This window comes from Mesorhizobium sp. M0715 (assembly GCF_040320355.1).
In the GTDB taxonomy this organism is placed as follows: Bacteria; Pseudomonadota; Alphaproteobacteria; order Rhizobiales; family Rhizobiaceae; genus Mesorhizobium.
This window is the reverse complement of sequence record NZ_JAMYPL010000023.1, coordinates 1-26,213: the sequence shown is the minus strand read 5'-3', so window position 1 is coordinate 26,213 and position 26,213 is coordinate 1. Positions and strand designations below refer to the sequence as shown.

Below are 26,213 nucleotides of genomic sequence, written 5' to 3'. Positions count from 1 at the left end.
TGAGTGAAGGAAACGGATCGACTGTCACTGCCTTGGCGTTGGCTGACCTTCCAACTTCTCGCAAATTGGCCCTCATCCCCCTCCCATTAACCTTTCATTAACCATTCCCTCGCTAGCGTTTACCTCTCAGTAAGGATTCGCCAGCCGTGACCTTTGCCGCCCCCCTCGAGGCCAAATCCATTCGCTTTCGTGCCCGTTCTTTCGTCGCTTTCACGCTGACGCCCGAAGCGCCTTTGGACGTGTGGCTTGAGGGGCTCGATCACTGGATCGGCAACTCGCCCGGCTATTTTGCCGGGCGGCCGGTGGTGCTTGATCTCAACACCTTGAAGCCCGATGTCGCCGCGATCGAATCGCTGGTCGACGTGCTTGGCCATCGCGGCATTCGTGTCTATGCCATCGAGCTCGACGGCCACGCCGCACTCGCGCCCAACCTGCCGCCGGTTCTGGTCGGTGCCAAGGAGGCGACGACGGATGGGTTGCTGCCCCGCGAGGCGCGGGCGGAGGGTTTCGACAAGGCCGAGGGCAAGGCGCCTGAACAGCACGCCGATGCGGGCAGCGCGGGCAAGGCCGGCGTCGGCAAGGTTGACGCAAGCAAGGCGGGCGATAGCGAGCCGCAGGTTGAAGCTTCGGGCACGCTGATGATCAAGGCGCCGATCCGCTCGGGCCAGGCGATCGTGCATCCGCATGGCGATGTCATCGTGCTCGGTTCGGTCGCTTCCGGGTCGGAGATCATCGCGGCGGGCTCGATCCATGTCTACGGCACGCTGCGCGGGCGCGCTTCGGCGGGTGCGCTGGGCAACAGGGGCGCGCGCATCTTCTGCCGCAAGAACGAGGCGGAACTTCTGGCGGTCGACGGCTGGTACGTCACCGCCGAGGAGATGGAAGGCGTTTCGCGCGGCAAGCCGGTGCAGGCGTTTCTCGACGGCGACGCGCTGCGGGTTTCGACGCTGAGCTGACTTCGACCGGGCGGCGAGGGCCGCTCGACCAAAAACAAATGAACAACAACGGAGGCTTTTCAATGGGCAAGGTAGTGGTGGTCACCTCGGGCAAGGGGGGCGTCGGCAAGACGACCTCGACGGCGGCCCTTGGGGCGGCCGTGGCCAAGACCGGCAAGAGGGTGGCCTTGGTCGACTTTGACGTCGGCCTGCGCAACCTCGACCTGATCATGGGCGCCGAGCGGCGCGTGGTGTTCGACCTCGTCAACGTCATCCAGGGCCAGGCGAAACTCTCGCAGGCGCTGATCCGCGACAAGCGGGTCGAGACGCTGTTCCTGCTGCCGGCCTCGCAGACGCGCGACAAGGATGCGCTGACCGAGGAGGGCGTCGGCGAAGTCATCGACAAGCTGCGCTCGGTGTTCGACTACGTGTTCTGCGACAGCCCGGCCGGCATCGAGCGCGGCGCGCAGCTCGCCATGCGCTTTGCCGACGAGGCGGTCATCGTCACCAACCCGGAAGTGTCGTCGGTGCGCGATTCCGACCGCATCATCGGCCTGCTCGACGCCCGCACCTTGCGGGCCGAGCAGGGCGAGCAGATCGCCAAGCATGTGCTGGTCACGCGCTACGATGCAGCGCGCGCCTCGCGTGGCGAAATGCTGTCCATCGATGACGTGCTGGAAATCCTGTCGGTGCCGCTGCTCGGCATCATTCCGGAAAGCCAGGACGTGCTGCGCGCCTCCAACCTCGGTTCGCCGGTGACACTGTCAGAGCCGCTCAATGCGGCCGCCAAGGCCTATATCGACGCTGCCAGGCGGCTGGAGGGCGAGGAATTGCCCGTCATCGTGCCCTTCGAGCGCAAGGGCTTCCTCGATCGTCTTTTGGGAAGGAGGGCGGCATGAACCTGCTCGACATCTTCAAGCGGCGCTCCAGCGCCCCGGTGGCGCGCGAGCGGCTGCAAGTGCTGCTCGCCTACGAGCGCCGCAACCGCAGCCAGCCCGACCTCGTCTCCATCCTGCGCGAGGAGATCATGGCCGTCATCGCCAAGCATGTGCAGATCGACCAGGACTATCTGCAGGTCTCGATGGACCGCGGCGAGACCATGTCGACGCTGGAAATCGACATCCAGATCCCCAACAAAAGCGCCGTGCCGATGGCCATGGCGGGGTGACTTTACCCTCCCCCTTGTGGGGGTCCGAAGGACGGGCGAGACCGGTGGCTCGCCCCGGCAAGTCGATCCGCAAAGCGGATCGGGTGGGGGTTGGCGCCAGCACCCCCACCCGGACCTGCGGTCCGACCTCCCCACAAGGGGGAGGTGGGGAGCCCAGTCGGCTCCCTCCGCGTGTGGAGCGGCTTCGCCTGCCATCGTTAGGACGTTGATAAGCATTTGGTAATAAAAAGCCGGAAATGAGATGCTGGCTCGATTTGACATGCGCAATGCTGTCGTTCTCGGCGGAGCCATGACATGCGTATCAAGAGCCAGATCATTCTCTCCATGGTGGCCGCCGCGGCCCTGATCGGGCTGGTCGGCGGCGTTGCGATCTTTACGCAGATAGCGGCGACCAAATCGTTGGGGTTGACCGAAGCGACCAACGTCGCGCGGGAATTGGCCGACACCATCGTTTTCAAATCATCCGATGGGACGCCTTCGCTGCTCGAGCGGCCCGAGGCGCTCAAGCAATTAATGGAGCACCAGCACCGCCGCCTGCACCGGGATTTCCTGGTCCTCGACAACAACAAGACCATCCTTGCCCATGCCGCCGACGAAGAGCACCAGGTCGGCGACAAATTCGGTCACGACCCCGGCAACGAAATAGGCCAGACCTTGGCGGACGGCATTCCGCGCAGATTTGTCGACCCGGAGGAAGTGAACGCCATACTGGCCGTTCCGATCGAAAATCCCGAGGATACGATCATCGGCGCCGTGCTGCTGGAATATGACCCCGTTCTGCAGGCCGCCGAACAAAGCACCAACAGCCTGCTCTGGCTGGTTGGCCTCAGCGCGACGGCCGCCGTGCTGGTCGCGGTCGGCTTCGCATGGCTGCTGCTCCGTCGTTTCAGCTCTGGCCTCGGGGACATGATGCGCGGCATGGAAGCGCTGGCGAAAGGCAACGCCATGACGCGCATCAGCCACGCCCGCAACGATGAATTCGGGCAGCTGGCCCATGGCTTCAACACGATGGCGGACCAGCTTGCATCGGCGCGTGCGCATGTCGAGGACATCGTCGAAACGGCTGCCGAAGGCATCGCGGTTCTGAACGGCGACGGCCGCGTCGCCAGCGCCAATCCAGCGGCGGCAACGATGATCGGGCGGCGCGCCGACAAGATCGTCGGGCAGCAATGGGATTCGGTGCTGACGGTTCGCGACCCCAGAGGCGGTGCGTTCGCCGCTGGCGCTTCTCCCATCGAAATGGCGTTAGCCACGGGCCGGCAACACCAGGGCGAAGTGCGCCTGACCAGATCCGACGGCTCGCATCTGCCGGTCATCGCCAGTTGCAGTCCGCTCAGCAGGTCCGAAGGCGGCCTGGTCCTCACGCTCAACGACATCAGCGAGTTGCGCCGCGCGGAAGGAGTGGTCAACGAGCGTGCCGATCAGCTGGCGCTTCTCAACCGCGAACTGCACGACAAGTCCGAAACCACGACCCGTCTGGTGAAGCTTGGCGAACTGCTGCAGGCCTGCGTCACCTTCCCGGAAGCGTTCTCGGTGGTCGGCACGGCCATGGCCGAGTTCCTCGGTGGCTTGAGCGGAACCGTCCACTTGACCAGCGCGTCGCGCAACCTGGTGGAAGAGATGGCGCATTGGGGCGACGTCCGCTCGAGCGCCACGCAATTCGCGCCGGAAGACTGCTGGGCGCTCAGGCGCGGCCAGGAACATGTCGCTGGCCCCGGCATGCTCACGCCGCGCTGCGCGCATATCACCGAAAACGGCAAGAAGGGCTATGTCTGCATGCCTCTGGCGGCCCAAGGCGAAACGCTGGGCATCCTTCATCTGTGCGAGCCGAATGCGTCCGAGAAGCCACAATGGCTGACTGAAAGACAGCAGATCCTGCGCGGTGTCGTCGACACGCTGGCGCTCGCCCTGGCCAATCTGCGCCTGCGCGAGACGCTGCGGCAGCAGTCGATCCGCGATCCGAACACCAGTCTGTTCAACCGGCGATATCTCGAGGAGACGAGCAGCCGCGAACTGCGCCGGATGGAGCGCTCGGGCCAGCCGCTGGTGATCATCATGCTCGATGTCGACCATTTCAAGCAGTTCAACGATACGTTCGGCCACGAAGCCGGCGATCTCGTCCTGAAGCAGGTCGCCGCCACCTTGATCGAGCACGCCAGGGATAGCGATGTCGTGTCGCGCTACGGCGGCGAGGAGTTTGCCCTGGTCATGCCGGGAAGCTCGGTCCAGGAAGGTGCCGAGCGGGCGGAAGCGCTGCGCCAGGCAATCAGGAAGCTTCATTTGACGCATCGCGGCCGAACGCTGGGCACCGTCACAGCCTCCTTCGGTGTCGCCGCCTACCCTGAGCATGGCGTGGGCTGGGCCGAATTGACCAATGCCGCGGATCACGCGCTCTACGAGGCCAAGGGTAGTGGGCGCGACCGCGTCGCCATCGCGCTGGGCAACGCGTCCGGCGAGCGACCTCCGATCCAGTTGGTACCAGCCCCGAAAAGCAGCTGAGACCGTTTGGGTAGAGCACTCGGCCCGGCCCGCGATAGTCATCCTGCGCCTGCCAAGAGGGATCAGGCAAGTTCTCCGCTGCCCTCGAGGTCTCGCGCACGGGCTCTTCCTGAGCGGCCGCGGTCTTGCCGTCCTTCAGACCTCCACACTGTCAGAGGATCCGGCTCTTTTCGGCTGCGGCATTGGTTGTTCGGGCTATTTCAACCCCCAAATGTCCCAAATTTACCTTTGTGCCGACGGGGCTTCCCCTGCGCAAGCAGCGGATGTAAGGATATATTAGCAATTTGTTAAGTTCGAAGCGAGGTATGCGTAAGGGGAGTTTGGTGATGAACTTCAGAGGCCTGATCAAGCGTGCTGAAGACGTGGATAAAGCGATCCAGGACCTGCAGATCGATTTGGCGGACGCGCTGGATGCAAGTCTCGACGCCGACGACCTGGTGCCGTCGGAGAGCGACGATGTGCCGGATGCCCAGGCGGCACCCGATGACGGGCCACCCCAGGCCGACGCGGCAAATGACGACAACGCCAGGAAGGCCGACGCTGCGGGCGATGCGGACAGTTCCGAAACCGCGCCACGACTGACGGCCCATACACAAACCCGGCTGGCTGCATTGAGCGCCTTCGAGGGTCTCTTCCATGACGCCAGGGACTATCTGGAGGAGATCAACGACAAGCTGTCGGAGATCGGCACCTCACACCATCTGACGCGTGAATTCCTCAACATCCTGCACAGCGACATCCTGCGCGCCAACGAGCTGGAGGTTGCCAATGCCGCCCTGGCCGTCGAACAGAGGGCGTTGTCGGAGAAGCTGCACGATGCGACGAGAAAGCTGCGCGAGCGTGAAGGCGCTTTCGAAGCGCTGCAGCAGCGCGAGACAAGCCTGGTTCAGGACCGGGAGACGCTTCGTGCGGCGCTTGCCGCGGTAAGGCTGGAACTGGTGGAGACAGCCAATGCGAGCGCCAAACGCGAAGCGGAGTTCGGCGACATCGCCAAGCGGCTGACCGCCAGGACGGTCGAGGCCAACAGGCGCTTGCGCGAAAGCAAGATGCTGCGCGAAAAGCACGTCAACCTCTCGATCGAACTCGACAAGGCGCTGAAGCGGGAATCGCAGGCGCGCCACAGGCTCGACGAGCTCTCGACGATCCATGCCAGCGAAGCAGCGCGGCTGGCGGAGCTGCTGGCCGCGCTCGGCAAGAGCGAGAAAGAGGAGATGCGGCTCCAGAAGTCGCTCGAGGCCGCACAGGCGAAGCTGTCGGAAACGAACGAAGCAGCACGCATGATGGAAGGCGACAAGGAAGCCGAGCTGGCTCGCAGCCAGGCGGAAATGCGCGGGTTGAGCTCGGAGATCCAGAACCTGCAATCGCGGCTGGAGCAAACCTCGACCGAAAACAGCGAAGCCGCAGGCGAGATCGCCAGGCTCAAGAGCGAACTGAACGATGCCTTGGCCGAAAAGAAGATCGCCGATGAAAGATTGTCCGCGCTGACCCAGGAGAGCGAAAGCGACAAGATGAGTCTTTCCAAGGTGAACGCCAACCTTTCTCAGCTGACGCTGCAACAGGCGTCCGAACAGATACAGTTCGACGTGCAGAGGCAGGAATGCGAGGACCTCAAAGCTGAAATCGCATCGCTCAATGCCCGCATCAAGGAACTGCTGCCCTACGAGCGGCTCCACAAGGCCACCAATGGCAGGCCGCGCGAGGACGGCGTGGTCGAGATAGCCGGGGCGATGGCGAAGAAAGCACGGACGACGGGCAGGCGGCGCATGCGCAGGAATGTTGGCGCCGTTAGCTGAAGTGTGGCGCTGAAGGGCTTCAGGTGACCCGCTTCAGGTCTTTTGTGCATGGGAGGCCGGCACCTCACCCGGAGAGTAAGCCCAATGGGGCACCGGCCAGGCGGATCGACAGGTCCGCCGCACAGGCAAGGTAGCGCGCCTCGGTCCCGCACGGCATTGGTGCGATCACGGAAGGTGCCAGCGGCACTTCCCCAAGCTTCTGATTCGAACCTTTGCGACGACCCGCCGGCCGGAGGCTGCAAACACGCCCGGGAAACGATCGCGGCCGGCCCGGTGCCTCCTCAGTCGAGCGGCTCGTGCTGATAAAGCTCGTCCATGCTGAGCGAGGCCAGGGCGCCGAAAGGGGCCTGCTTTTTCACGCGGCCGCCGCTCAGGATGACCACGTCGTCGCAGAACGAGATTGTGCTGTGGTGGTGGCTGATGACGATAGTCGTGCGGCGGCCGGCTCTCGACTTCAGGGTCTCGACGATGGCCGCTTCCGACAGCCCGTCCACCGCATTGGTGGCTTCGTCCAGGATGAGGAGATCGGGATCGCGGACCAGGGCTCTCGCCAAGGCGATCCGCTGCCTCTGTCCCGCCGACAGATTGACGCCCCTGTAGCCGACCAGCGTCTCGTAGCCCTGAGGCAGCCTTTCGATGAACTCGTGCGCTTCGGCCAGTCTTGCGGCGGCCTCGGCGTCGCCGGCTGTCGCCGTATCCTGCCCGTAGGTTATGTTTTCAAAAATGCTGCCATCGACCAGTTCCAGTTCCTGACTGGCCAGGGCGATGTGCCGTCGCCACTGGCTGGCGTCGATCCCGTCGAGCGGCGATCCATCGACGAGGATGCTGCCAGTGTCCGGTTCGACGAAGCGGCACAGGAGATTGACGATCGTCGTTTTGCCGGCGCCCGAGCGGCCGATCAGCGCCGTCGAGCGGCCGCCGCGGATTTCGAATGTCGCCGCATGCAGCACGACCTCGCGCCGGTCCGTACCGGAATAGGTGAATGTCACATCGTCGAACTTGATGCCCTGGCGCAGGCCGTGGAACGGCTCGTCGCCTTGCGGCGGTTGCGGCTTGCCGGCGGGATCCAGCAGCCATGTCACCTCTTCGAGCGATCCGCTCAGGCCCTGCAACTGGCTCCACGACCCCTGCAGGGCCCGCATATGCGGCTGCAGCCTGTAGAGCAGGATGACGAAGGCGATGATCAGCGGGAAACTCACCTGCGCCAGCCAGGCGCCGATCACCACCACCAGGAACAGCATGGCGTGGAGAACCTCCGTCAGCGGCGGCAGCGCTCCCTGGCGCACGAGCAGCGCGAAGGAGGCGCGGCGAACCGCATCCGACGCCGTGTCGAATATCGCCTTTTCCCGGTTCTCCTGTCCGAAGATGCGGATCAGCCGTCCGGCATGCACAAGGTGAAGCATCTGCGAGGCGAGGTGGCCGTTGCGCGAAGCGACGCTGCGGCTGGGCTCCTTCAGATTGGCAGAGAGGATGGCGTGCGCGATCTGGACGAGCGCCAGTCCGAGCGTGACCAGAAGCGTCATGCGCCACGAAAGCAGCAACAGGAAAGCCAAGAGGATGATGGCGGCCGATGCGCTGACGATGGCCGACAGCATGATCTGGATCGCATCGGAGGCCCGCCAGGATTCGTTGGAGATGATGTTGAGCAGGCGCCCGGGGCTTTGCCGCAGGAAGAATGGGTAGCCGACCCGCAACAGCTGCTCCGACAGGGCGCTGCGGATGGAATGGCTTGCCTTGCCGGAGATGAAGGTCGTCAGCAGCGTGTTGGCGAAGGCGAAGACGTTCTTCAGGATGATCGAGCCGAGGATGGCGACCGAAATGACGATCAGCCGGTCGCGCTCGCTCAAGCCCGATCCGACATGCTGGAGGACAGCGGAGAAGCCGCCCATTCCGGCCGCATCCCCATGTCCCATGATGATGCCCAGCAATGGGATGATCAGGCCGATGCCGAACCCTTCGAGGACGGCGCTGAGCAGGCCGAGTACCACCACCGCCGGAAGCAGGCGCAGTTGCCGCTTTCCGCACGCCCGGAACAGCATCGGCAGGCTTGGCGGCAGCATCGGCATTATAGCGTTTCACCTCGCCTGGGCATTGGCTTGCTGATCTTGCCGCACTGGCTCGGCCCGCGGCCGTCTGGCCAGAAGGAGAACCGCGAACCTGGCCGCGCCGAGCAAATTCATGGCGACGATCGGCCAGTGCGGCAGGTTGAGTTCACGATCGAAGGCGGGGCCTCCCGCCAATTCCCGGATAGCCCCTCTTGCGGCCCAGTAGAAATGGCGAAGCAGCCAGGGCGCATGGCGAATATGCTTCAGGCAGAGCCCGCCATTGCCCAGGCTGTAGTCGCGGTGGAGCTTTTCGATGGCTTTGCGATCCCGCCGGCCATGATGATGGAATATCGTCATATCAGGCACATACTCGACTGCGATGCCGAGCAGCATCGCGCGCACGAGATAATCGGTATCCTCGGCCGACCGCAATGGTCCGCCGGCGCCGAAGCGTTCGTCGAAATAGCCGATGCGGGCCGCGACGTCGCGGTGCATCGTCATGTTGCAGCCCAGCACGAAACCGCCGGGATGAACATCTGGCGTCAGCCGCTCGCGCGCCCACGACCGCTTGATGGTGAACGGCAAATCCCTGGCATCGCCAAGCTCGACACGTCCGCCCCGGATGAGCCATTGTTCCCCGGACGCATAGTGTCGCTCCAGATCGCGCAAATAGTCGCGATGGACCGCGCAGTCATCGTCGACGAAGACCAGCACACGGCCGCGCGCGCGCCGCAGCCCGGCGTTGCGCGCGGCCGCCAGTCCGGGGCGCGGCTCGCAGACCGGCGTGAACGGAATGTCCGACGCAGCGGCGATGCTGGCCAGGCGTTCGGCCGTGCGATCGCTCGAACCGTTGTCGACGACCACGAGTTCGGCGGCGAAGCCGGCATGTGCGCGGCACGCGGCTTGCACCGACTTGATACAGGCATCGAGCACGGCGACGCGATTGCGCGTGCAGATGATGAAGCTGACTTCCGGCGCCGCTCGTTCCGGGCGGGGACCGGCCGGGGCAGGGCCAAGCGCCGTCGAACGATCGCGCTGCAGAGGTTGGTTGGCTTTGACGATCATGCCCCTAACTCAACCGATGAGACGCCAGAACCGCCGCGGCGGGCGCGGATTTGAAGAAGTATGCCATGGCATCGGCTTGTCTGGCGGCCGACAGCGAGGCAAGGCTGAGCCAGGGCGCCCAGGCGCCGGGCCGCAGCGCATATTGCTCGCGGCGCCGGATGGCATTCCATTTCGCGGTCCGCGTCAGCAATTCATGCGTCAGCGCGGGCTGCTTTTCGTCGGCCACCAGCTGGTAAAGGAAATAGAACAGGTTCAGCGCGCCAGCCTCGAAGCTCGGCCGCGTCGCCGCCGGCAGCGAGCGGATTTCCTCCTCCAGCGCGACGATGAAGCTGGCCGCACGGGCGACCGTGTCGTGGCTGACCGCATCGCCGATGTCGCGCAGGTCCCGCGTGGCCTGCGCCAGGCCCTCGCGCTCGAGGTTCTCGGCCACGATGCGCAAATGCGTCCTGCGCATCTCCTTGACGTGCCGGCTGGTCACGCTTGCCTCATGGACGCGGTAGACGACCAGGTTTTCGGGCATCATGGCTGCCGGGTAGCGGCTGGCCAGCCGCCTGAAAAGATCGAAGTCCTCGGCGTGCCTGTAGGTCTGGTCGTAGTGGAGAACGCCGTCGTCGATGACCTTCCTGTTGTAGACGACCGTCGGGTGCATGAAGATCGTGAAGAACATCGCCAATACAGGGATGCGGCCGAACTGGAACACCGGATCCGGCCTGCCGATGGCGATGCGGCCGCGGATCAACATGTCGACGCCGGCGCCGCAGAAGCCCAGTTCGGGCCGCCGCTCGAACAGCGCCACCTGGCGCGACAGACGCCAGGGATAGGCGACGTCGTCGGCGTCCATCCGCGCGACCAGTTCGCCCCGGGCGACCGCCAGCCCTTCGTTGAGCGTCGCGACAAGGCCGCGGTTTTCGCGCGAGATGATCGAAATGCGGCTGTCGGCCTTTTGGCATCGCTCGAGTATCTCGAGCGAATTGTCGGTCGAGCCGTCATCGATCGCGATTATCTCCAGGCGGCCGTAATCCTGCCGCAGGATGCTTCCCAGCGCGGCGGCGAGATAGGGACCGGCATTGTAGACCGGCAACAGGACGGAGACGAGCGGCGCGGCGGTCATCGTCTCGCATCCGTGCGCTGGAGTTCGAGCGACGGTGTGCGGCCATCGGGCGATCCGCCGGCCGCTGTCGCGAGCCAGCCGCCAGGGCTGCCCTGTGCGGAGCGGGTGCGCGCGACATAAGGGAAGTGGCGCTTGAGGCTGTTGAGCGGCCTCTCGAAAACCACCCAGGAAATCGAGGCCGCGACAATCGTGGCGGCGCTCGCAACCAGGAATCGCCCTGGCCCTTGCTCCGAGACGTTGAGCGGAATCCAGGGCTGCGCCTTGACGGCGAGCGACAGCAATATTGGATGGTAGAGATAGATACCGTAGCTGATGCGGCCGAGGCCAAGCAGCGGCGGCAGTTCGGCAAGCTTGCCAAGGATGCCGCCAAGGCCGCGCGAACAGGCGGCTACGATGACCATCAGTGGCACCAGGGGCAGGACTTCTCGCAGCACCCAGCGGGCCCATTCCAATGTCGGATCGGCGGGCTCTGGGACTAACCACTCAATCGCCAGGAATGCGGCGGCGAAGGCAGGCCAGCCCAGCCGCATCCAGTGCGGCAGGCCGGCGCCCCTAAAATGCCAGCAGGCAAGCAGCGCGCCCGAAGCCAGCGCGTCCATGGATGCCGGCGGCAGCAGTTCGCGCGCCAGCGCCGGCGTGGCAGTGATCGGCCAATAGAAGCGATAGGCCAGCGACAGTGCGATGACGGCGATGCAGATGGCCTCGAAGCGGCGGCGTGGGGCCAGCAGGACGACCAGCGGCCAGGCAAGATAGAACTGCTCCTCGATGCTCAGGCTCCAGAAATGGCCCAGCACCCAAGGGTTCCAGTTATTGTGCTGCGCATACCAGAAGTTCGACAGATAAAGCGCATGCCAGACCAGCGATCCTCTGGATTGATCCAGGTCAACCAGCCAGACGAAACCCAGGACGGCAAAATAGGGCGGGAATATCCGCAACATCCGCCTGATGTAGAAGGAGCGCAGCGCGGGGCCGGTTTCGAATTCGGTGGCCGAACGCGCCTCCAGCAGCAGGCGCGTGATCAGGAAGCCGCTCAGCACGAAAAACAGCCGCACGCCGATATGGCCCCAGAACGAAGGTCCCTCCGCGAAGAAATGGGAATACAACACCATCGTTACGGCGATGGCTCTCAACGCATCAAGTTGGATGTCACGGGCGCTTCCCATCAGCGGCTTCCGCGGCATTGATGTCCGCGACGTATCCGCCAGCCGGTCGTTTCGGGCACCAGGCGGACGAGATCCGCCAGGGCACCGGCACCGTCAAACCTTCGCTTTGCGGGTCCGATCGCGGCGAGTCCGATCGGGCCGGGCTCGAAATCGACGGACGAACAGCACAAGTTGGTCAACGTGCCGGAATCCTCCACAGCGTATGTCCAGTCGCAAACGAACCCCAAAGGAATGGTTCGGCCACCCTATTGTGCGGCGCAACACAAAAAATCTACCGGGATGAAATACTTATGTGAGCAAGCGCTAAAGATTCCTGCTTCGGCTGATTGGGAGGACGTCGTAGGCTGACGCAATAAGATAGGCCTAATCTTTTGTTAAACCAGGCGAAATTTCGGAGTCTGTGTTTTTTGCCGAGTGGATTGGCTCTGGTTACGCCGAGAAATGGGCTGGAACCATTGGCTTTGCGCGGTGCAGCATCGTCGCCGTCTTTTTCTTGCCGTAAGGCTCACTGCTCCCGAGGCAGGCATTCCGTCCAACGGGAACTCGCACGTAACGCTCCTCACACTGCCTCGAACACCACCGTCTGTTCCAGCCCGCCGCCCCGGCGGTTTTGCAGCGTCACGATGCCGCCGTAGCGCTCGATGATTTCCTTGGCGATGGCGAGGCCAAGACCGGCTCCGGGGACGGATTGCAGGCGGCCGGGGTCGACGCGGAAGAAGGGCTCGAACGCCTTGTTCAGGAGTTCCGTGGGTATGCCCGGGCCATGGTCAGATATGGTCAGCACGGCGCGATTGTCGGCTGCGGCCAGGTCGATGCGGCACGCCTTGCCATGGGTGGCGGCGTTGACGATCAGGTTGCGCAAGGCGCGGCGCAGGCCAAACGCGCCGGCCCGCACGCAAACCTTGTCCAGGTGCCCGATCGAGACGGCATGGCCGAGCGATACCATCTCGGCTTCGATATCGCGCACCGTCTTTGCCAGGTCGACCGGTTCGACGGCGTCCTGGTTCACTTCTTCGCGCACCAGGCGGATGGCGCTATCGGCGATGCGGTCGAGTTCGTCGAGGTCGTGAAGCCATTTGTCGCGTTCGTCGTCGAGGAATTCGGCGCGCAGCCGCATGCGCGTCATCGGCGTTCGCAGATCATGGCCGGCGGCGGCGACCAGCCGCATTCGGCTTTCCATGGCGGTCCGCAGCCGCGACGAGAGCTGGTTCAGCGCATGCGCGGTAGCCTTGACCTCGGCCGAGCCCACTTCCGGCACCGCCGCCAGCACGCCGTCCGATCCGATCTTGGAGACGGCGGCCTCCAGCATCTCGAGCGGGCGGATCAGCACCGAGGTGAAATAGACCGACACCGCCGTGGCGCCGGCGACGATCAGCGAGATCCAGCCGGCCAAGACCAGCCATTCGCGCCTTGGCGGCTTGAGATGCGGCACCTCCATGATCGCCCAGCGGCGGTCAGGCAGGTGCATCGATGCGATCTGGCCGGGTTCGTCCGTCTTCTCGTTGACGACCGCCGGAAAGTCGAGGCCACGGCGGTGCAGGATGTCATTGAGCATCGCCGTTTCCGCACGAGCCACCTTGCCGCCCGCCGGATGGTCGGCGAATTGCACCCGCAGGACGTCGGGGATCGGCCCCGGCAAAAGCCGCACCACCAGTTCCATCTGTTGGGCAATCCAGGGCACGGTCAGTTCCGGCGGCGGTCCGCCGCCGCGCACGCTGATGACGGCGGCCGTCGCCAGGCCGACGACGCCGACGATCGAGGCGACCAGCAGCAGGATGAGACGGCGGCGCAGCGAGTTCACGCGTGGCTCTCCACGGTGTCGACGCGCGCGGTGAGTTGGTAGCCGCCATTGCGCACGGTCTTGAACAGCGGCCCGTCGCCGGTGTCGGAAAATTTGCGGCGCAGCCGGCTCACCAGCACATCGACCGAACGCTCCAGCGGGTCGCGCTCGCGGCCTTGCGTCAGGTCGAGAAGCTGGTCGCGCGATAAAAGCCGGCCGGGGCGGTCGAGAAACACCTGCAAGAGGTCGAACTCGGCGCCCGTAAGGTCGACGGCCACGCCTTGTGCATCCGTCACCTTGCGGGTGTCCGGCTCCAGCCTGTAGCCGGCGAAGCGGTAGGTACGCGCGCGAGGGGAGGCGGGCGCCTCCTCGGGAGCCGAGCGCCTGAGCACGGCACGGATGCGGGCAATGAGCTCACGCGGGTTGAACGGCTTGCCGAGATAGTCGTCGGCGCCGAGTTCCAGGCCGATGATGCGGTCGACATCTTCTTTCAGCGCCGTCAGCAGGATGACCGGGATATGCGGCTTGCGGTCACGCAAGGCCCGGCAGATATCGAGCCCCGAGCCGTCCGGCAGCATGACGTCGAGCACGATCAGGTCGAACTGGCCCGCGCCCAGCCTCTGTTCGCATTCGCGCCGGTCCGCCGCAGCTGTGACACGAAAGCCCTGGCTGTCGAGATAGCGCTGGAGAAGCGTCCTGATCTCGCGGTCGTCGTCGACGACGAGGATATGGGGTTGTGACTGCATGACCGTGCCCTTGCCTTGGCCGCGATTATAGGGAGAGCCGCATCCAAGCGGCACGGAAAATTGCAACTGAATGTTTCCGGCAGGCCGTGGGAAACATTCAGTTACAAATTGCCCTCTTGCGGAAACCTTCGGCAATACGCCGACGCGAAGCGGACAAACACGCTTCCTATCCTCTCATTTGTCCGAAGCATGAGAGAAAGGAACACCGTCATGCGAAGCAGACTTCTTGCGCTCGGCCTGTTTTCCGTCGCCGCAATTCACCCCGTGCTGGCGACACAGCGCGATCCGGGTGCCGCCCCCGGCGAGCCGCCACCGGTCATGGCCCAGCAGAGTGGGGCAATGCAGGATGGACCCGATCATGGCCCGATGGCCGGACCCGGCCCGCACGGGCCGATGCGGCATGGTCCGCAGGGTTTTGGCCCGCGAGGTTTTGGACCGGAAGGCTTTGGCCCCCGCCGCATGGGTCCGCCGCCGGAATTCATGCTGGCCGCCCGGCTGGCAGCGCTCGAGACCCGCGTCGGCATCCGCTCCGAACAGCTCGACGCCTGGCGCGACTACACCAGCGCGCTGCAGGCCGTGCTGGCGCCGCCACGGCCCGATCATGGGCGGCCCGGTGGTCCTGATGGCTCCGGCAGTCCTGAAGCGAAGGGCTCCGACTCAGCCGGCCCTGACGGCAAGCGCGATCCCTTCGCCTTCCAGGAAAAACTGGCCGACGACGTCACGGCCCGCGCGGTTTCGGCCGGCAAGCTGAAAGACGCGATCGCGGCACTGCGCGCCAAGCTGACGCCCGAACAGCTCGAAATCCTCGCTTCGGCGGAACGTCCCCACGGACCACCCCCCGGTCCCTGGGGCGGTCCGCCGGATGATGCAGCCGGCCCCCGAGGTCTGCCCAACGATGGCAGTCCGCCGCCCCAGCCCGGGAACGGCTGAGAACTCTGACCGGCTGCGCCGGCCGGCCCGGTACCCAACCCGTTCTCGGGCCGGCCGGTCTCTTTCAGGGATGGCGGGCGTATCTTCGCCATCCCTATTTTTCAAATCATGCCCAGTTCAAATCAAACGGAAGCACGACGATGTGGGAAGCCATGATACTGCTGCGGCTGCTCGCGTCCGCCAGCCCGAGATTGTCACTCGACCATGCCGGACGCGGCCTGCCACTGGCTCTGCCGGCCGACACGCTGAAGGGCGCGATCCGCCTGCGCTTCGCCGCCTGGCGGCTGTCGCTTCCGCTCTCGCAGCCGCTCGACAACCATGGACATCATGACCGCAAGATCGCGTGAACTCCGGCAAGGCGCTTGGCATGTCCTCGCTGATCGGCATAATGATGTTGGTAGGCATCGCGGCCAGCTACTCGACCTTCGAGCAGCTCCGGCCGACGAGAAGGAGCGCGACATGAGCCGCTTCGAAGCATTGCTCGTCGCCGCCCGCCGACGGGTGCGGCCTATCATCATATGGATCGGCATGCCCTCGACCAAGCGGTCCATTGCCAGCGCGTACGCAACTCCAGGGAAAGATCCAGGCCATGATTTCCAAGTCTAGCCAGCCTCGTTTTTCGGCGCGTCGTCTGGCGCCCTGGGCCGCGATGTTCGCCGCCACTCTTCTGCTGGCGTCCTGCTCGCAGGAGGGCAGCGCCCCCGCCGGCATGGGCACGCCCGGCAAACCGGAAGTCGGCGTCGTCACCTTGCATCCGCAATCGGTGGCGATCACCGCCGAACTGTCGGGACGCACGGCGGCCTCGCTGGTTGCCGAGGTGCGCCCGCAAGTGAACGGCATCATCCAGCAGCGCCTGTTCAAGGAGGGCAGCGAGGTGGCGGCTGGACAACCGCTCTACCTCATCGATCCGGCGAGCTACAAAGCGTCGTATGACAGCGCGGTCGCCGCACAGCAGAAGGCGCAAGCGGCGGTGCCCACCGCACAGGCCAAGTTCGACCGTTATGCCGGTCTGTTGAAGCAGAACGTTGTTTCCAAACAGGATTATGACGATGCCGCCGCCACGCTGGCACAGGCGCAAGCCGATGTCGCCTCGGCCAAGGCCAGTGCCGAGACCGCGCGCATCAGCCTCGACCGGACCTCGATCACCGCGCCGATCGCCGGGCGCATCGACAAGTCCACGCTGACGCCGGGTGCGCTGGTGACCGCCAACCAGGACACTGTGCTGACGACCATTCGTGCCCTCGATCCGATCAATGTCGACGTCACACAGTCGAGCACCAACCTGCTCAATCTGCGCCAGGCGATCTCGGAAGGGCGGCTGAAGTTCAGCGGCCCCAATGTCAGCGTCAAGCTGAAGCTCGAGAACGGCACCATCTACACGCAGACCGGCAAGCTGGAATTCGCCGGCGCCAATGTCGACCAGACCACCGGCACCTTCGCGCTCAGAGCCGAGTTTCCCAATCCCGATCGCCTGCTTTTGCCCGGCATGTATGTGCGGGCGCTGGTCGAGGAGGGCGTCGCGCAGAATAGTTTCCTGGTGCCGCAGCGCGCCGTCAGCCGCAACACCAAGGGCGAGGCCACCGCCATGGTCATCAATGCGCAGGGCAAGGTCGAGACGCGCGTGCTCGCAGTGCGCAACAGCGTCGGCAACAACTGGCTGGTGGATTCGGGTGTCGGCGACGGCGACCGCGTCATCGTCGAGGGCATGCAGCTGGTGCGCCCCGGCGGCGACGCGACGGGCGTCGAAGTGACGATCGACGAGACGACAGGCGAGGTCAAGGACCGCGGGCAGGGCACTTCCGCCGCGCCCGCCGCGTCCAACGCTGCCAAACCGGCGCCTGCCGCCGCGACCGGGAACTGAGCGATGTCCGTATTCTTCATCAACCGGCCGATCTTCGCCTGGGTGATCGCCATCGTGATCATGCTGGGCGGGCTCCTGGCGCTCACCTCGCTGCCGATCTCGCAATATCCGCAGATCGCGCCGACGACGGTCAATATCAGCGCCACCTATCCGGGCGCCGACGCGCAGACCGTCGAGAACTCGGTGACCAAGGTCATCGAGCAGGGCATGACCGGCATCGACAATCTCGACTACATGACGGCGACGTCGACCTCGACCGGTTCGGCCTCGATCACGCTGACCTTCACCACGGCTGCCGATCCCGACACCGCCCAGGTGCAGACGCAAAACAAGCTGCAACTGGTGCAGTCGCAGCTGCCGCAGGTGGTGCAGAGCAATGGCATCACCGTCTCCAAATCCTCGACCGGCTTCCTGATGGTCATCGGCTTCGTCTCGACCGATGGCAAGATGAACTCTACCGATCTCGCCGACTATGTCGACGCCACCGTCAACGACACTCTGAAGCGCGTCGAGGGCGTGGGCTCGACGCAGCTGTTCGGCTCCGGCTATGCCATGCGCATCTGGCTCGACCCGGACCAACTCGCCAAATACGCCCTGATGCCGAGCGACGTGGCTACCGCGATCGAGGCGCAGAACACGCAGGTTTCGGCCGGCCAGCTCGGCGGCCTGCCGGCGCGCAAGGGCCAGCAGCTCAATGCCACGGTGACGGCCAAGAGCCGGCTGCAGACCGCCGAACAGTTCCGCAACATCATCCTGAAGAGCCAGACGGACGGCTCGCTGGTACGCCTCAACGACGTCGCCACCGTCGAACTCGGCGCCGAAAGCTATACGACGCAGGCCAATTACAACGGCAAGCCGGCGGCGGGCGTCGCCGTCAATTTGGCGACCGGCGCCAATGCCATCAACACCGCCGAAGCGGTGCGTTCGACGATCGCCCGGCTGAGCTCGACCTTCCCGCAAGGCGTCGAGGTCGTCTATCCCTACGACACTTCGCCTTTCGTGCGGCTGTCGATCGAGGAGGTGGTCAAGACGCTGGCCGAAGCGATCGTGCTGGTGTTTCTGGTGATGTTCATCTTCCTGCAGAATTTGCGCGCCACCATCATCCCGACGATTGCCGTGCCGGTGGTGCTGCTCGGCACGTTCGGCGTGCTGTCGCTGTTCGGCTATTCCGTCAACACGCTGACCATGTTCGCCATGGTGCTGGCGATCGGCCTGCTGGTCGACGACGCCATCGTCGTGGTCGAGAATGTCGAACGCGTGATGCAGGAAGAGGGCCTGCCGCCGAAAGAGGCGACGCGCAAGTCGATGCACGAAATCACCGGCGCGCTGATCGGCATCGCCACCGTGCTTTCGGCCGTGTTCGTGCCGATGGCTTTCTTCGGCGGTTCGACCGGCATCATCTACCGGCAATTCTCGGTGACCATCGTCTCGGCGATGGTGCTGTCCGTGCTGGTCGCACTGGTGCTGACGCCCGCACTTTGCGCCACGATCCTGCGGCCGCCCAAGGACCATGCGACGCAGACCGGTCCGTTCGGCTGGTTCAACCGCGTCTTCGATCGCGGCACGCTTGCCTATCGCGACGGCTCGCACGGCATCATCAACCGGTCCTGGCGCTTCCTCGTCGTGTTCCTGGCCATCGTCGTTGCCGTGGGCTGGATGTTTGCCCGGCTGCCGAGTTCGTTCCTGCCGGAAGAGGACCAGGGCATCCTGATCACCAGCGTGCAGCTGCCGGTCGGCGCGACGCAGGATCGCACGGAGCGCGTGCTGGCAGAGGTGACCAACCATTATCTCAACCAGGAGAAGGACGTCGTCGACGGGGTGTTCACCGCCTCCGGCTTCGGCTTCGGCGGCGCAGGGCAGAATGTCGGCATCGCTTTCGTGCGGCTGAAGGATTTCGACCTGCGCAAATCGCCGGCTTCCGCCGCGCAGGCAATCGCCGGCCGGGCGATGGGCGCGTTTTCGAAGATCAGGGATGCGCAGGTGTTCGCGCTCGCGCCTCCGGCCATCCAGGGCTTCGGCAACACCAACGGCTTCGACTTCTACCTGCAGGACGTCAACGGCGCTGGCCATGACGCGCTGATCCAGACGCGCAACCAGCTTCTGGCCCTGGCCGGGCAGAGCAAGCTGCTCGCCAACACAAGGCCCAACGGCCAGGAAGACCAGCCGCAATTCTCGGTCGACATCGACCAGGAAAAGGCCAGCGCGCTGGGCGTCAGCCTGGCCGACATCAACAACACGCTTTCCACCGCCTGGGGCAGCGACTACGTCAACGACTTCATCGATCGCGGGCGGGTGAAACCGGTCTATCTGCAGTCGGACCCGAACTTCCGCATGCAGCCGGAAGACCTGGACAAATGGCAGGTCCGCAACGCCAGCGGGGCGATGGTGCCGTTCTCGGCCTTTGCCTCCAGCCATTGGACATTCGGTTCGCCCAGGCTGGAGCGCTACAATGGGTCGGCGGCGGTCGAGATCCAGGGCGCGGCGGCCACGGGCATCAGCTCGGGTGCCGCCATGGACGAGATCGACAAGCTTATGGCGCAACTGCCCGCCGGCTATTCCCACGAATGGACAGGGCTGTCGCACCAGGAGAAGCTTTCCGGCAACCAGGCGCTGTCGCTCTATGCGATCTCGGCACTTGTGGTGTTCCTGTGCCTGGCAGCACTTTACGAGAGCTGGTCGATCCCGTTCGCGGTCATGCTGTCGGTGCCGATCGGCATCTTCGGCGCACTGCTGGCGGCAAGCCTGTTCGGCCAGTCCAACGACGTCTATTTCAAAGTCGGCCTGCTGACCACGATCGGTCTAGCCGCCAAGAACGCCATCCTCATCGTCGAGTTCGCCATCGAGCGGCAGACCGCCGGGATGGGGCTGGTCGAGGCGACGCTGGAGGCGGCGCGACAGCGGCTGCGGCCGATCCTGATGACGTCGCTGGCCTTTATCCTCGGCGTGCTGCCGCTGGCGATTGCCAGCGGCGCGGGCTCGGGCGCGCAGAACTCGGTCGGCATCGGCGTGATGGGCGGCATGATCGCGGCGACGGTCATCGGCGTGTTCCTGGTGCCGCTATTGTTCGTCACGGTGCGACGCATCTTCAAGGGCAGGGCGGCCAAACCAGATACGGGCGAGACGCCGGTGACGGCCAACCAGCAATAAGGAAAACTTCACATGACAGGCTTGGAACGTGGCTCGGTGGCCGCGAGGCGGCTCCTTGCGCCTATGCTTACCGCTGTCCTGCTCGCGGGATGCGTCGTCGGTCCGGATTATCAGACGCCGATATTGGCGATGCCTGCAAGCTGGAGCGGCCAGAAGCCGACAAAGCCTGCCCTGCCGGCGCAACTGTCGAAATGGTGGCAGCGGCTGCGCGATCCCGAGTTGAACACGCTTGTCGAGGAAGCGGTTGCCGGCAATCTCGATGTCGCCACCGCCAAGGCCAGGATCCGCGAGGCGCGCGCCAGCTATCGCCAGTGTGCCGGCACGTTGCTGCCGTCGGCCGACGGCTCCGGCTCGGTCTCCCGCAACAAGTCGTCAGAAGCCACGTCAGGCTCTGATGCCACCTACAGCGAGTATCAGGCCGGCTTTGACGCCAGCTGGGAACTCGACCTGTTCGGCGCCAACCGCAGGGGCGTCGAGGCCGCGCGTTACGGGCTGGACGCCTCACAGGAGGAACTGCGCTCGACGCTTCTCACCCTGGTCGGTGATGTCGCTTCCTATTATGCCCAGGCGCGCGGCTACCAGGCCCGCATCGCGCTCGCCCGCCGTTCGGTCGCGTCGCAAAGGCAGACCGCCGAACTTACCCGCACCATGGCTCAGGCGGGCACGGCGACCGCCGCCGATGTCGCCAAGGCGATGGGGCAGGCAGCGAGCACCGAAGCCGCGGTGCCGACGCTGGAGGCAAGCTATGCCTAGGCCGTGCATCGTCTCGCGGTGCTGGCCGGCCGGCCGCCTGCCTCGCTCAACGAGCGGCTGAAGCGGGTCGCCCCAATCCCTGCACCACGCCTGCCGATGCCCACCGGAATTCCCGCCGACCTCCTGCTGTCGCGGCCCGATTTGCGCATGGCGGAGCGCCAATATGCGCAATACACCGCCAAGGTCGGCCAGGCCGAAGCCGCCCGTTATCCCTCGGTCAGCCTGACGGGAGACATCAGCACGGCGGCGCTGAAGCTCGGCGATCTCGGCAAGAATTCGTCGATTGGCTGGTCGTTCGGGCCGACGCTCAGCGTGCCGGTGTTCAATGCCGGTCAATTGCAGGCCGCCGTCGAGGTCGCCAAGGCGCAGCGCGATCAATATTTCATCGCATACCGGTCTTCGGTGCTGACGGCGCTCGAGGATGTCGAGAATGCGCTGGTGCTGTTGTCACAGGAGCGCATCCGGATCGGCAAGCTCGCCTCGTCGGCGAGGTCCTATGGCGAGGCGGCAAGTCTCGAAGGCACGCTCTACAAGGCCGGCGAGACAAGCCTTCTCGATGTGCTCGACGCCCAGCGCTCTCTCTACTCGGCCGAGGACTCGCTGCTGCAAAGCCGCGTCCTGCTGGCGATCAACTACATCGCCCTCAACAAGGCGCTCGGCGGCGGTTGGGACGGCGCGGTGGACAGTGCCAAGCCTGAGATCGTCGACGTCAAGACCGGTCCACGGCTGGCGTCGAAGCCGGCCTCGTGAGCGGGCCTCGGTCAAGTATTTCGACGCGGCTACGCAGATTTCGAGATTGTGCGACACACCGCTCGTGGCGGCGCGTGAAATGCCGGCTCGTGCTTTGGCGATGGCGGGGAGATCGCATCGCTGTTATTGATGGTGATCACACAGCACAGGCGTCGCAGATGACATCCGATACACAGAAGGCCGAAGCGGTCGGGCAGCTGCTCGAAACGCCGGACCTTGCCAGCGCGCTGGAAAGCGAACAGTTCAAGAAGTTCCTCGACCAGGTGCCGATCGCCATTGCCGTCTCCGACCTCGGTGCGAAGGAGCGTGTCGTCTATGCCAATCCGGAATTCGAGAAACTGTCCGGCCTCAAGGCGGCGACGCTCGCTCGGCAACACTGGGCGGCGCTTTCCGGCACCGGCCTGCACAAGCAGAAGGGCCGGCCGCTGTTCGAGGCCGTGGTCGAGGACACCGATTTCATCGGCACGTTCCGGCTGGAGCGGAAGGAAGACCAACAGGCGATCGTCGACGTCTATTCCAATGTCATCGAGGACGACAATGGCAAGGCCTGCTTCCGGCTGGTGGCGCTGGTCGACGTCTCTGCCCATGGCGAAACCGAAGATGCGCGATCGATCGATGAGCGCATCCGCGAGAAGGACACGCTGCTGCGCGAACTGCAGCACCGGGTGAAGAACAATCTGCAGATGATCACCGCACTGATCCGGATGGAGACGCGAAACGCGGCCGAGCCGGACCAGAAGCGTTTCGAGAGGCTGGCAGGGCGCGTCGACGCGCTGGCGATCCTCTACCAGACGCTGTCGGGGGACGATGGCAAGGATGAGGTCGATCTCGGCGTCTATCTCAGCCAGATCGCGTCGGCGGTGATGAACTCGCATGCGGTCGAGGGCATCCGCCTCGACATGAAGGTCGACACCTATCCGGTGTCGATCAATGTCGCCATGCCGACCGGACTGGTGGTGAACGAACTTTTGACCAATGCGCTCAAACATGCCTTCCAGGGGCGAGACGGCGGCACGATCACGCTGCACAGCATCGTCGACGGTGATGGCTGCCGCATCGTGATCGCCGATGACGGCATCGGCCTGCCGGACGGCGAGACCTGGCCCAAGAGCGGCAAGCTCGGCGCGCTGATCGCCCGCTCGCTAACCGAGAATGCCAGGGCGGAGTTCGACGTGCAGTCGAGCGCTGCCGAGGGTACGCGGGTCACCATCGTCTTCAAGCGCTCGGCTGCCACCGCCTAAAGCGTTGTCGTTGCGCTCTCACACCTACAGGATCATCTCCAGCTATTCCTTGTCCGCCGCGGCAATGAACGCTTCGCGGCCGGGAGGCTCATAGCGTGCCTGCAGTCCTTGCCCCAGCAGCCAGTTGCGGCTGCCTCACGACAGGTCGGCCGGTTCGCCCTATCTCCATGCCGCCGGTCGGGTTTGGACCCGGCGGTATGGAGGATGGGATCACGTGACATCGACGCCGATTGCCAGTCGCGAAGCAGCGCCCTTGCCGGTCGCGGCACTGATGGGCGCCATGGTGTCGATCCAGATCGGCGCCACCTTCGCCAAGGGCCTGTTCCCGCAGATCGGCGCGCAAGGCACGACGACGCTCAGGCTGGTCATCGGTGCGCTGATGCTGATCGCGGTGCTGCGGCCCTGGCAGATGCGGCCCTCGCGTGCCACCATGCCGTGGCTGGTCGCCTATGGGTTGACGCTCGCCGCGCTCAATCTCCTGTTCTACGCAGCGCTGGCCAGGATTCCGCTCGGCATCGCGGTGGCGCTGGAGTTTACCGGCCCGCTTCTGGTGGCGACCTTGAGCTCGCGGCGCGCCAGCGACTTTGCCTGGATCGCGCTGGCGGTGGCCGGCATCCTGCTGTTGTCGCCCTTCGTTCATTCCCTCGCGCCGCTTGATCCGATCGGGGTGATGCTGGCGCTGGCGGCCGGCGGGTTTTGGGCGCTCTACATCGTGCTGGCCCAGAAGGCCGGCGCGGAGCTTGGCACTCGCACCACCGCCTACGGCATGGCGATCGCCGCCGTGCTGGTGCTGCCCTTCGGCGTGGCACAGGCGGGAACCGCGCTGCTGGCGCCGTCGATCCTGGTCAGCGCGCTGCTGGTCGGCCTGTTTTCCAGCGCGTTGCCATTCTTCCTTGAGATGGTGGCGCTGACCCGCATGCCGGCGCGCATCTACGGCACGCTGACCTGCCTGGAGCCGGGGCTGGGCGCACTGGCCGGCTTCCTGTTCCTGCATGAAAGCCTGACCGCAACGCAACTGGCCGGGATCGCAGCCGTCGTTGTCGCCGCCTTCGGCACGGCGCTGACATCACGGCCGCCGGTTCCATCGCCGGAGTAGGGTGGGGCGGAGTAGGGTGGGTGGGATATGCGGGAACGTGCCGTAAAGCCGGTCCCGTCGCCGACCGCCGTTCGGGCGTTGCCTTTGTCCGGCCGGCGCGCTTCGTTGCCGTCAGAACTTGATGCCGAGATCGACCTTGGCGCCCTGGTCGACACCGCCGCCACCGAACTGGCCGGAATAGGACACACCGAGCGTCGCGTTGGCCGACATGTTGAAGTCGAGACCGGCCTCGATGACGGCCGCATCCCTGGCGATCGGCACGCCGGCGATGCTGAATTGATCGCCGCCGGCGAAGGCGAAGCTGGAGGTCGGCGTGACGTCGCCGAACGCGTGGCGCCAGCCGAGCATGCCGCGCGCCGTGGCGTTCATGCCGCCGAGCGCGAAATCGGTCGAACCGCGCAGGCCCAGCGTGGTGAAGGTCGCCTCGGTGTTCGAGCCGGCGCTGGTCAGTGCCGCATCGCCACCGTCTTCGGTGAAGCCATCGGTATGGACGCTGACATAGGCGAGGTTGGCGAAGGGCTCGAACTTGAATTGTCCGGCATCGGCCCTGTAGGCGAGTTCGCCGAACATTTGCGCGGTGCCGGCATCATAGTCGGCCGACAACCCATCCTTGAAGCCGTTGAAAGCAACCGAGCGTTTGGTCGAAAGGCTGCTCCAGGAGTAGGCGGCACCGGTACGGAAAGCGATGGCGCCCCAGTTGGTGCCACCATAGAGGCCGAGATGATAGCTGTCGCTCTTGCCCGAAGAGTTGCGATCGTCGGCGTCGAAGCTCGAATGGCTGTAGCCGCCGAGCAGGCCGACGCGCCAGCCGCCCACCAGCGTGTCGGCGCCCGCCAGCAGGCCGCCGGTCGAACGATCGAAGGCGGCGGCGTTGCCGTCGGAGTCGGTATTGCCCCACGACCCAAAGGCCTGGTCCCAGACGGCGAAACGGTCGGTGTCGGCCGCGACCATTTCGGGGCCACCTTCGCCATAAGCCATGACCGGCAATGCGGCCGCGCCAACATCGCCGAAAGCGGACATGATACGATTGGTGACTGCGTCGCGGACGAAGCGGCTGTCCTCGACCAGCATGCCCTTGGCCGAGGCGTGGACCTCGCCAGACAGCTGGTCGAAAGCAGCGCGTGCAGAAGCTGCTGTCGGCAGCGCCAGAAGGGCGTCATGGATAGGATTGCCGGCCCCGAGGCTTTCAGCGCCGCCGCCGGTGGCGATTTGGTTGGGTGTCAGCCCGATATCGGTGAAGCCGTACACCAGCACATCGAGATAGGCATTGTTCAAGTCGTAGGCATCCGTCACCGACAGGAACGCGGTGCTGGTGATCCCCGTCACAGAGGCGAACTCGCCGGTGAGTCCCAGATCGGCGGTCAGCACGGTGTAGCGGCCGGCGGTGATGCCTTGCGCCGTCACCGCCAGGGTCGAGCCGGTGATGGTGGCAGTGCCGGTGGTGTGAAGGAGATCCGACTGAAGTGCGGCGTTGATGTCGACGGCGTAGGTCGAACCGGCCGCCAGAGCCACAGTGGCGGCAAGCTCCGTGCGGTCGCCGGCGCCGCCATCCTGCATGGTGAGACGTCCGGCATTGGACAGCAACTCGAGCCCGCTGAAGGTGGTGGTCTCCTGCGTTGCGCCATTGCTGGCGGTTCTGAGAGAGGCTGCGGCTGTATTCGTCACGGTGTCGATGCCGGCGCCGAACAGGCTGGTGCCGCCGGTTGTCCAGGTAGCGTGGTTGGTCAGGAGGTCGGCATAACCGCCAAGCTCCACCCGGCCGGTCAGTGCACCGCCATTGAGAATTGTCGTGGCACCATCAGAGGTAGTGATGGCCAGCGCCGCGGCCGTCAGGGCGGTGTTGTGCGTCGCGCCGGAAAGGGTGATGCCGATCGCATTGCCGCTGTTCGATTGCGCCGAAATCGCGGCGATATCGCCTTCGACCGTGCCGTTGGTGATGATGCCGATCGCGCCCGTGCCGTTGTTGAGGGTGCGGATACCGGTCGTACCCGAGACGTTGCCCACGGTCACGTTGACCGCACCCGAGCCTGCTGCCTTGGTCTGCTGGGCGATGATGGCCGTGTTGCCGGTGGACGTCACGTCGCCCGCCGTCACCGTGACGGCGGCGCCGGCCGACTGCGCATAGATGCC

Annotated in this window: 18 protein-coding genes and 1 pseudogene; 12 read left to right on the top strand and 7 right to left on the bottom strand. The window is 65.0% G+C overall.

Annotation, left to right across the window (positions count from 1 at the left end):
* Window positions 1-146: 146 nt before the first annotated feature.
* The 5 genes from minC to NKI21_RS24170 all read left to right on the top strand — a co-directional run bounded on the left by minC (window position 147) and on the right by NKI21_RS24170 (window position 6,395).
* Window positions 147-956 carry a septum site-determining protein MinC gene (minC, locus tag NKI21_RS24190; protein WP_352722084.1) on the top strand — a complete coding sequence of 270 codons (810 nt, stop codon included), beginning with the start codon at window positions 147-149 and terminating at the stop codon, window positions 954-956.
* A 62-nt stretch (window positions 957-1,018) separates the two neighbouring features.
* Complete coding sequence (gene minD, locus NKI21_RS24185; RefSeq protein ID WP_031213651.1) at window positions 1,019-1,834, top strand: septum site-determining protein MinD; 816 nt, start codon at window positions 1,019-1,021, stop codon at window positions 1,832-1,834.
* Complete coding sequence (gene minE, locus NKI21_RS24180; RefSeq protein ID WP_023813379.1) at window positions 1,831-2,103, top strand: cell division topological specificity factor MinE; 273 nt, start codon at window positions 1,831-1,833, stop codon at window positions 2,101-2,103. The genes minD and minE overlap by 4 nt, the downstream gene beginning before the upstream one ends.
* 294 nt (window positions 2,104-2,397) lie before the next feature.
* Entirely contained in the window at window positions 2,398-4,602 is a 2,205-nt protein-coding gene (locus NKI21_RS24175; RefSeq protein WP_352867619.1) for a sensor domain-containing diguanylate cyclase, read from the top strand.
* A gap of 326 nt (window positions 4,603-4,928) precedes the next feature.
* Entirely contained in the window at window positions 4,929-6,395 is a 1,467-nt protein-coding gene (locus NKI21_RS24170) for a coiled-coil domain-containing protein (protein ID WP_352554578.1), read from the top strand.
* A 281-nt stretch (window positions 6,396-6,676) separates the two neighbouring features.
* Here NKI21_RS24170 and NKI21_RS24165 read toward each other — a convergent pair whose 3' ends face one another.
* From NKI21_RS24165 to NKI21_RS24140, 6 genes are all read right to left on the bottom strand, one after another.
* Window positions 6,677-8,461, bottom strand: coding sequence for an ABC transporter ATP-binding protein (locus NKI21_RS24165; RefSeq protein ID WP_352867616.1), 1,785 nt, complete (start codon window positions 8,459-8,461; stop codon window positions 6,677-6,679).
* Between the two features lie 9 nt (window positions 8,462-8,470).
* Entirely contained in the window at window positions 8,471-9,505 is a 1,035-nt protein-coding gene (locus NKI21_RS24160) for a glycosyltransferase family 2 protein (protein WP_352798441.1), read from the bottom strand.
* A 4-nt stretch (window positions 9,506-9,509) separates the two neighbouring features.
* Window positions 9,510-10,616, bottom strand: a complete 1,107-nt coding sequence (locus NKI21_RS24155) for a glycosyltransferase family 2 protein (RefSeq protein ID WP_352867614.1) — start codon at window positions 10,614-10,616, stop codon at window positions 9,510-9,512.
* Window positions 10,613-11,779 carry an acyltransferase family protein gene (locus NKI21_RS24150; protein WP_352867612.1) on the bottom strand — a complete coding sequence of 389 codons (1,167 nt, stop codon included), beginning with the start codon at window positions 11,777-11,779 and terminating at the stop codon, window positions 10,613-10,615. The genes NKI21_RS24155 and NKI21_RS24150 overlap by 4 nt, the downstream gene beginning before the upstream one ends.
* A gap of 559 nt (window positions 11,780-12,338) precedes the next feature.
* Window positions 12,339-13,580 (bottom strand): ATP-binding protein, encoded by a 1,242-nt coding sequence (locus tag NKI21_RS24145; protein ID WP_023814317.1) that lies wholly within the window; start codon window positions 13,578-13,580, stop codon window positions 12,339-12,341.
* Window positions 13,577-14,305 carry a response regulator gene (locus tag NKI21_RS24140; RefSeq protein WP_031213974.1) on the bottom strand — a complete coding sequence of 243 codons (729 nt, stop codon included), beginning with the start codon at window positions 14,303-14,305 and terminating at the stop codon, window positions 13,577-13,579. Before NKI21_RS24140 ends, NKI21_RS24145 begins: the two co-directional genes overlap by 4 nt.
* 210 nt (window positions 14,306-14,515) lie before the next feature.
* Here NKI21_RS24140 and NKI21_RS24135 point away from each other — a divergent pair, with 210 nt between their 5' ends.
* The 7 genes and pseudogenes from NKI21_RS24135 to NKI21_RS24105 all read left to right on the top strand — a co-directional run bounded on the left by NKI21_RS24135 (window position 14,516) and on the right by NKI21_RS24105 (window position 24,083).
* Window positions 14,516-15,235 carry a hypothetical protein gene (locus NKI21_RS24135; RefSeq protein ID WP_023814319.1) on the top strand — a complete coding sequence of 240 codons (720 nt, stop codon included), beginning with the start codon at window positions 14,516-14,518 and terminating at the stop codon, window positions 15,233-15,235.
* 140 nt (window positions 15,236-15,375) lie between these two features.
* Window positions 15,376-15,582: a hypothetical protein gene (locus tag NKI21_RS24130; protein ID WP_352441811.1), complete on the top strand. Its 207-nt coding sequence runs from the start codon at window positions 15,376-15,378 to the stop codon at window positions 15,580-15,582.
* 242 nt (window positions 15,583-15,824) lie between these two features.
* Window positions 15,825-17,096: an efflux RND transporter periplasmic adaptor subunit gene (locus NKI21_RS24125; RefSeq protein ID WP_352441810.1), complete on the top strand. Its 1,272-nt coding sequence runs from the start codon at window positions 15,825-15,827 to the stop codon at window positions 17,094-17,096.
* A 3-nt stretch (window positions 17,097-17,099) separates the two neighbouring features.
* Window positions 17,100-20,243: an efflux RND transporter permease subunit gene (locus NKI21_RS24120; protein WP_352867606.1), complete on the top strand. Its 3,144-nt coding sequence runs from the start codon at window positions 17,100-17,102 to the stop codon at window positions 20,241-20,243.
* A 12-nt stretch (window positions 20,244-20,255) separates the two neighbouring features.
* Window positions 20,256-21,746 (top strand): annotated as a pseudogene (locus tag NKI21_RS24115) (efflux transporter outer membrane subunit).
* A gap of 158 nt (window positions 21,747-21,904) precedes the next feature.
* Entirely contained in the window at window positions 21,905-22,987 is a 1,083-nt protein-coding gene (locus tag NKI21_RS24110; RefSeq protein ID WP_128305724.1) for a sensor histidine kinase, read from the top strand.
* 214 nt (window positions 22,988-23,201) lie between these two features.
* Window positions 23,202-24,083, top strand: coding sequence for an EamA family transporter (locus NKI21_RS24105; RefSeq protein WP_352867603.1), 882 nt, complete (start codon window positions 23,202-23,204; stop codon window positions 24,081-24,083).
* A 111-nt stretch (window positions 24,084-24,194) separates the two neighbouring features.
* Here the strand turns inward: NKI21_RS24105 and NKI21_RS24100 are convergent.
* Window positions 24,195-26,213: autotransporter outer membrane beta-barrel domain-containing protein (locus NKI21_RS24100; protein WP_352867600.1), on the bottom strand; the 2,019-nt coding region annotated here is incomplete at its 5' end.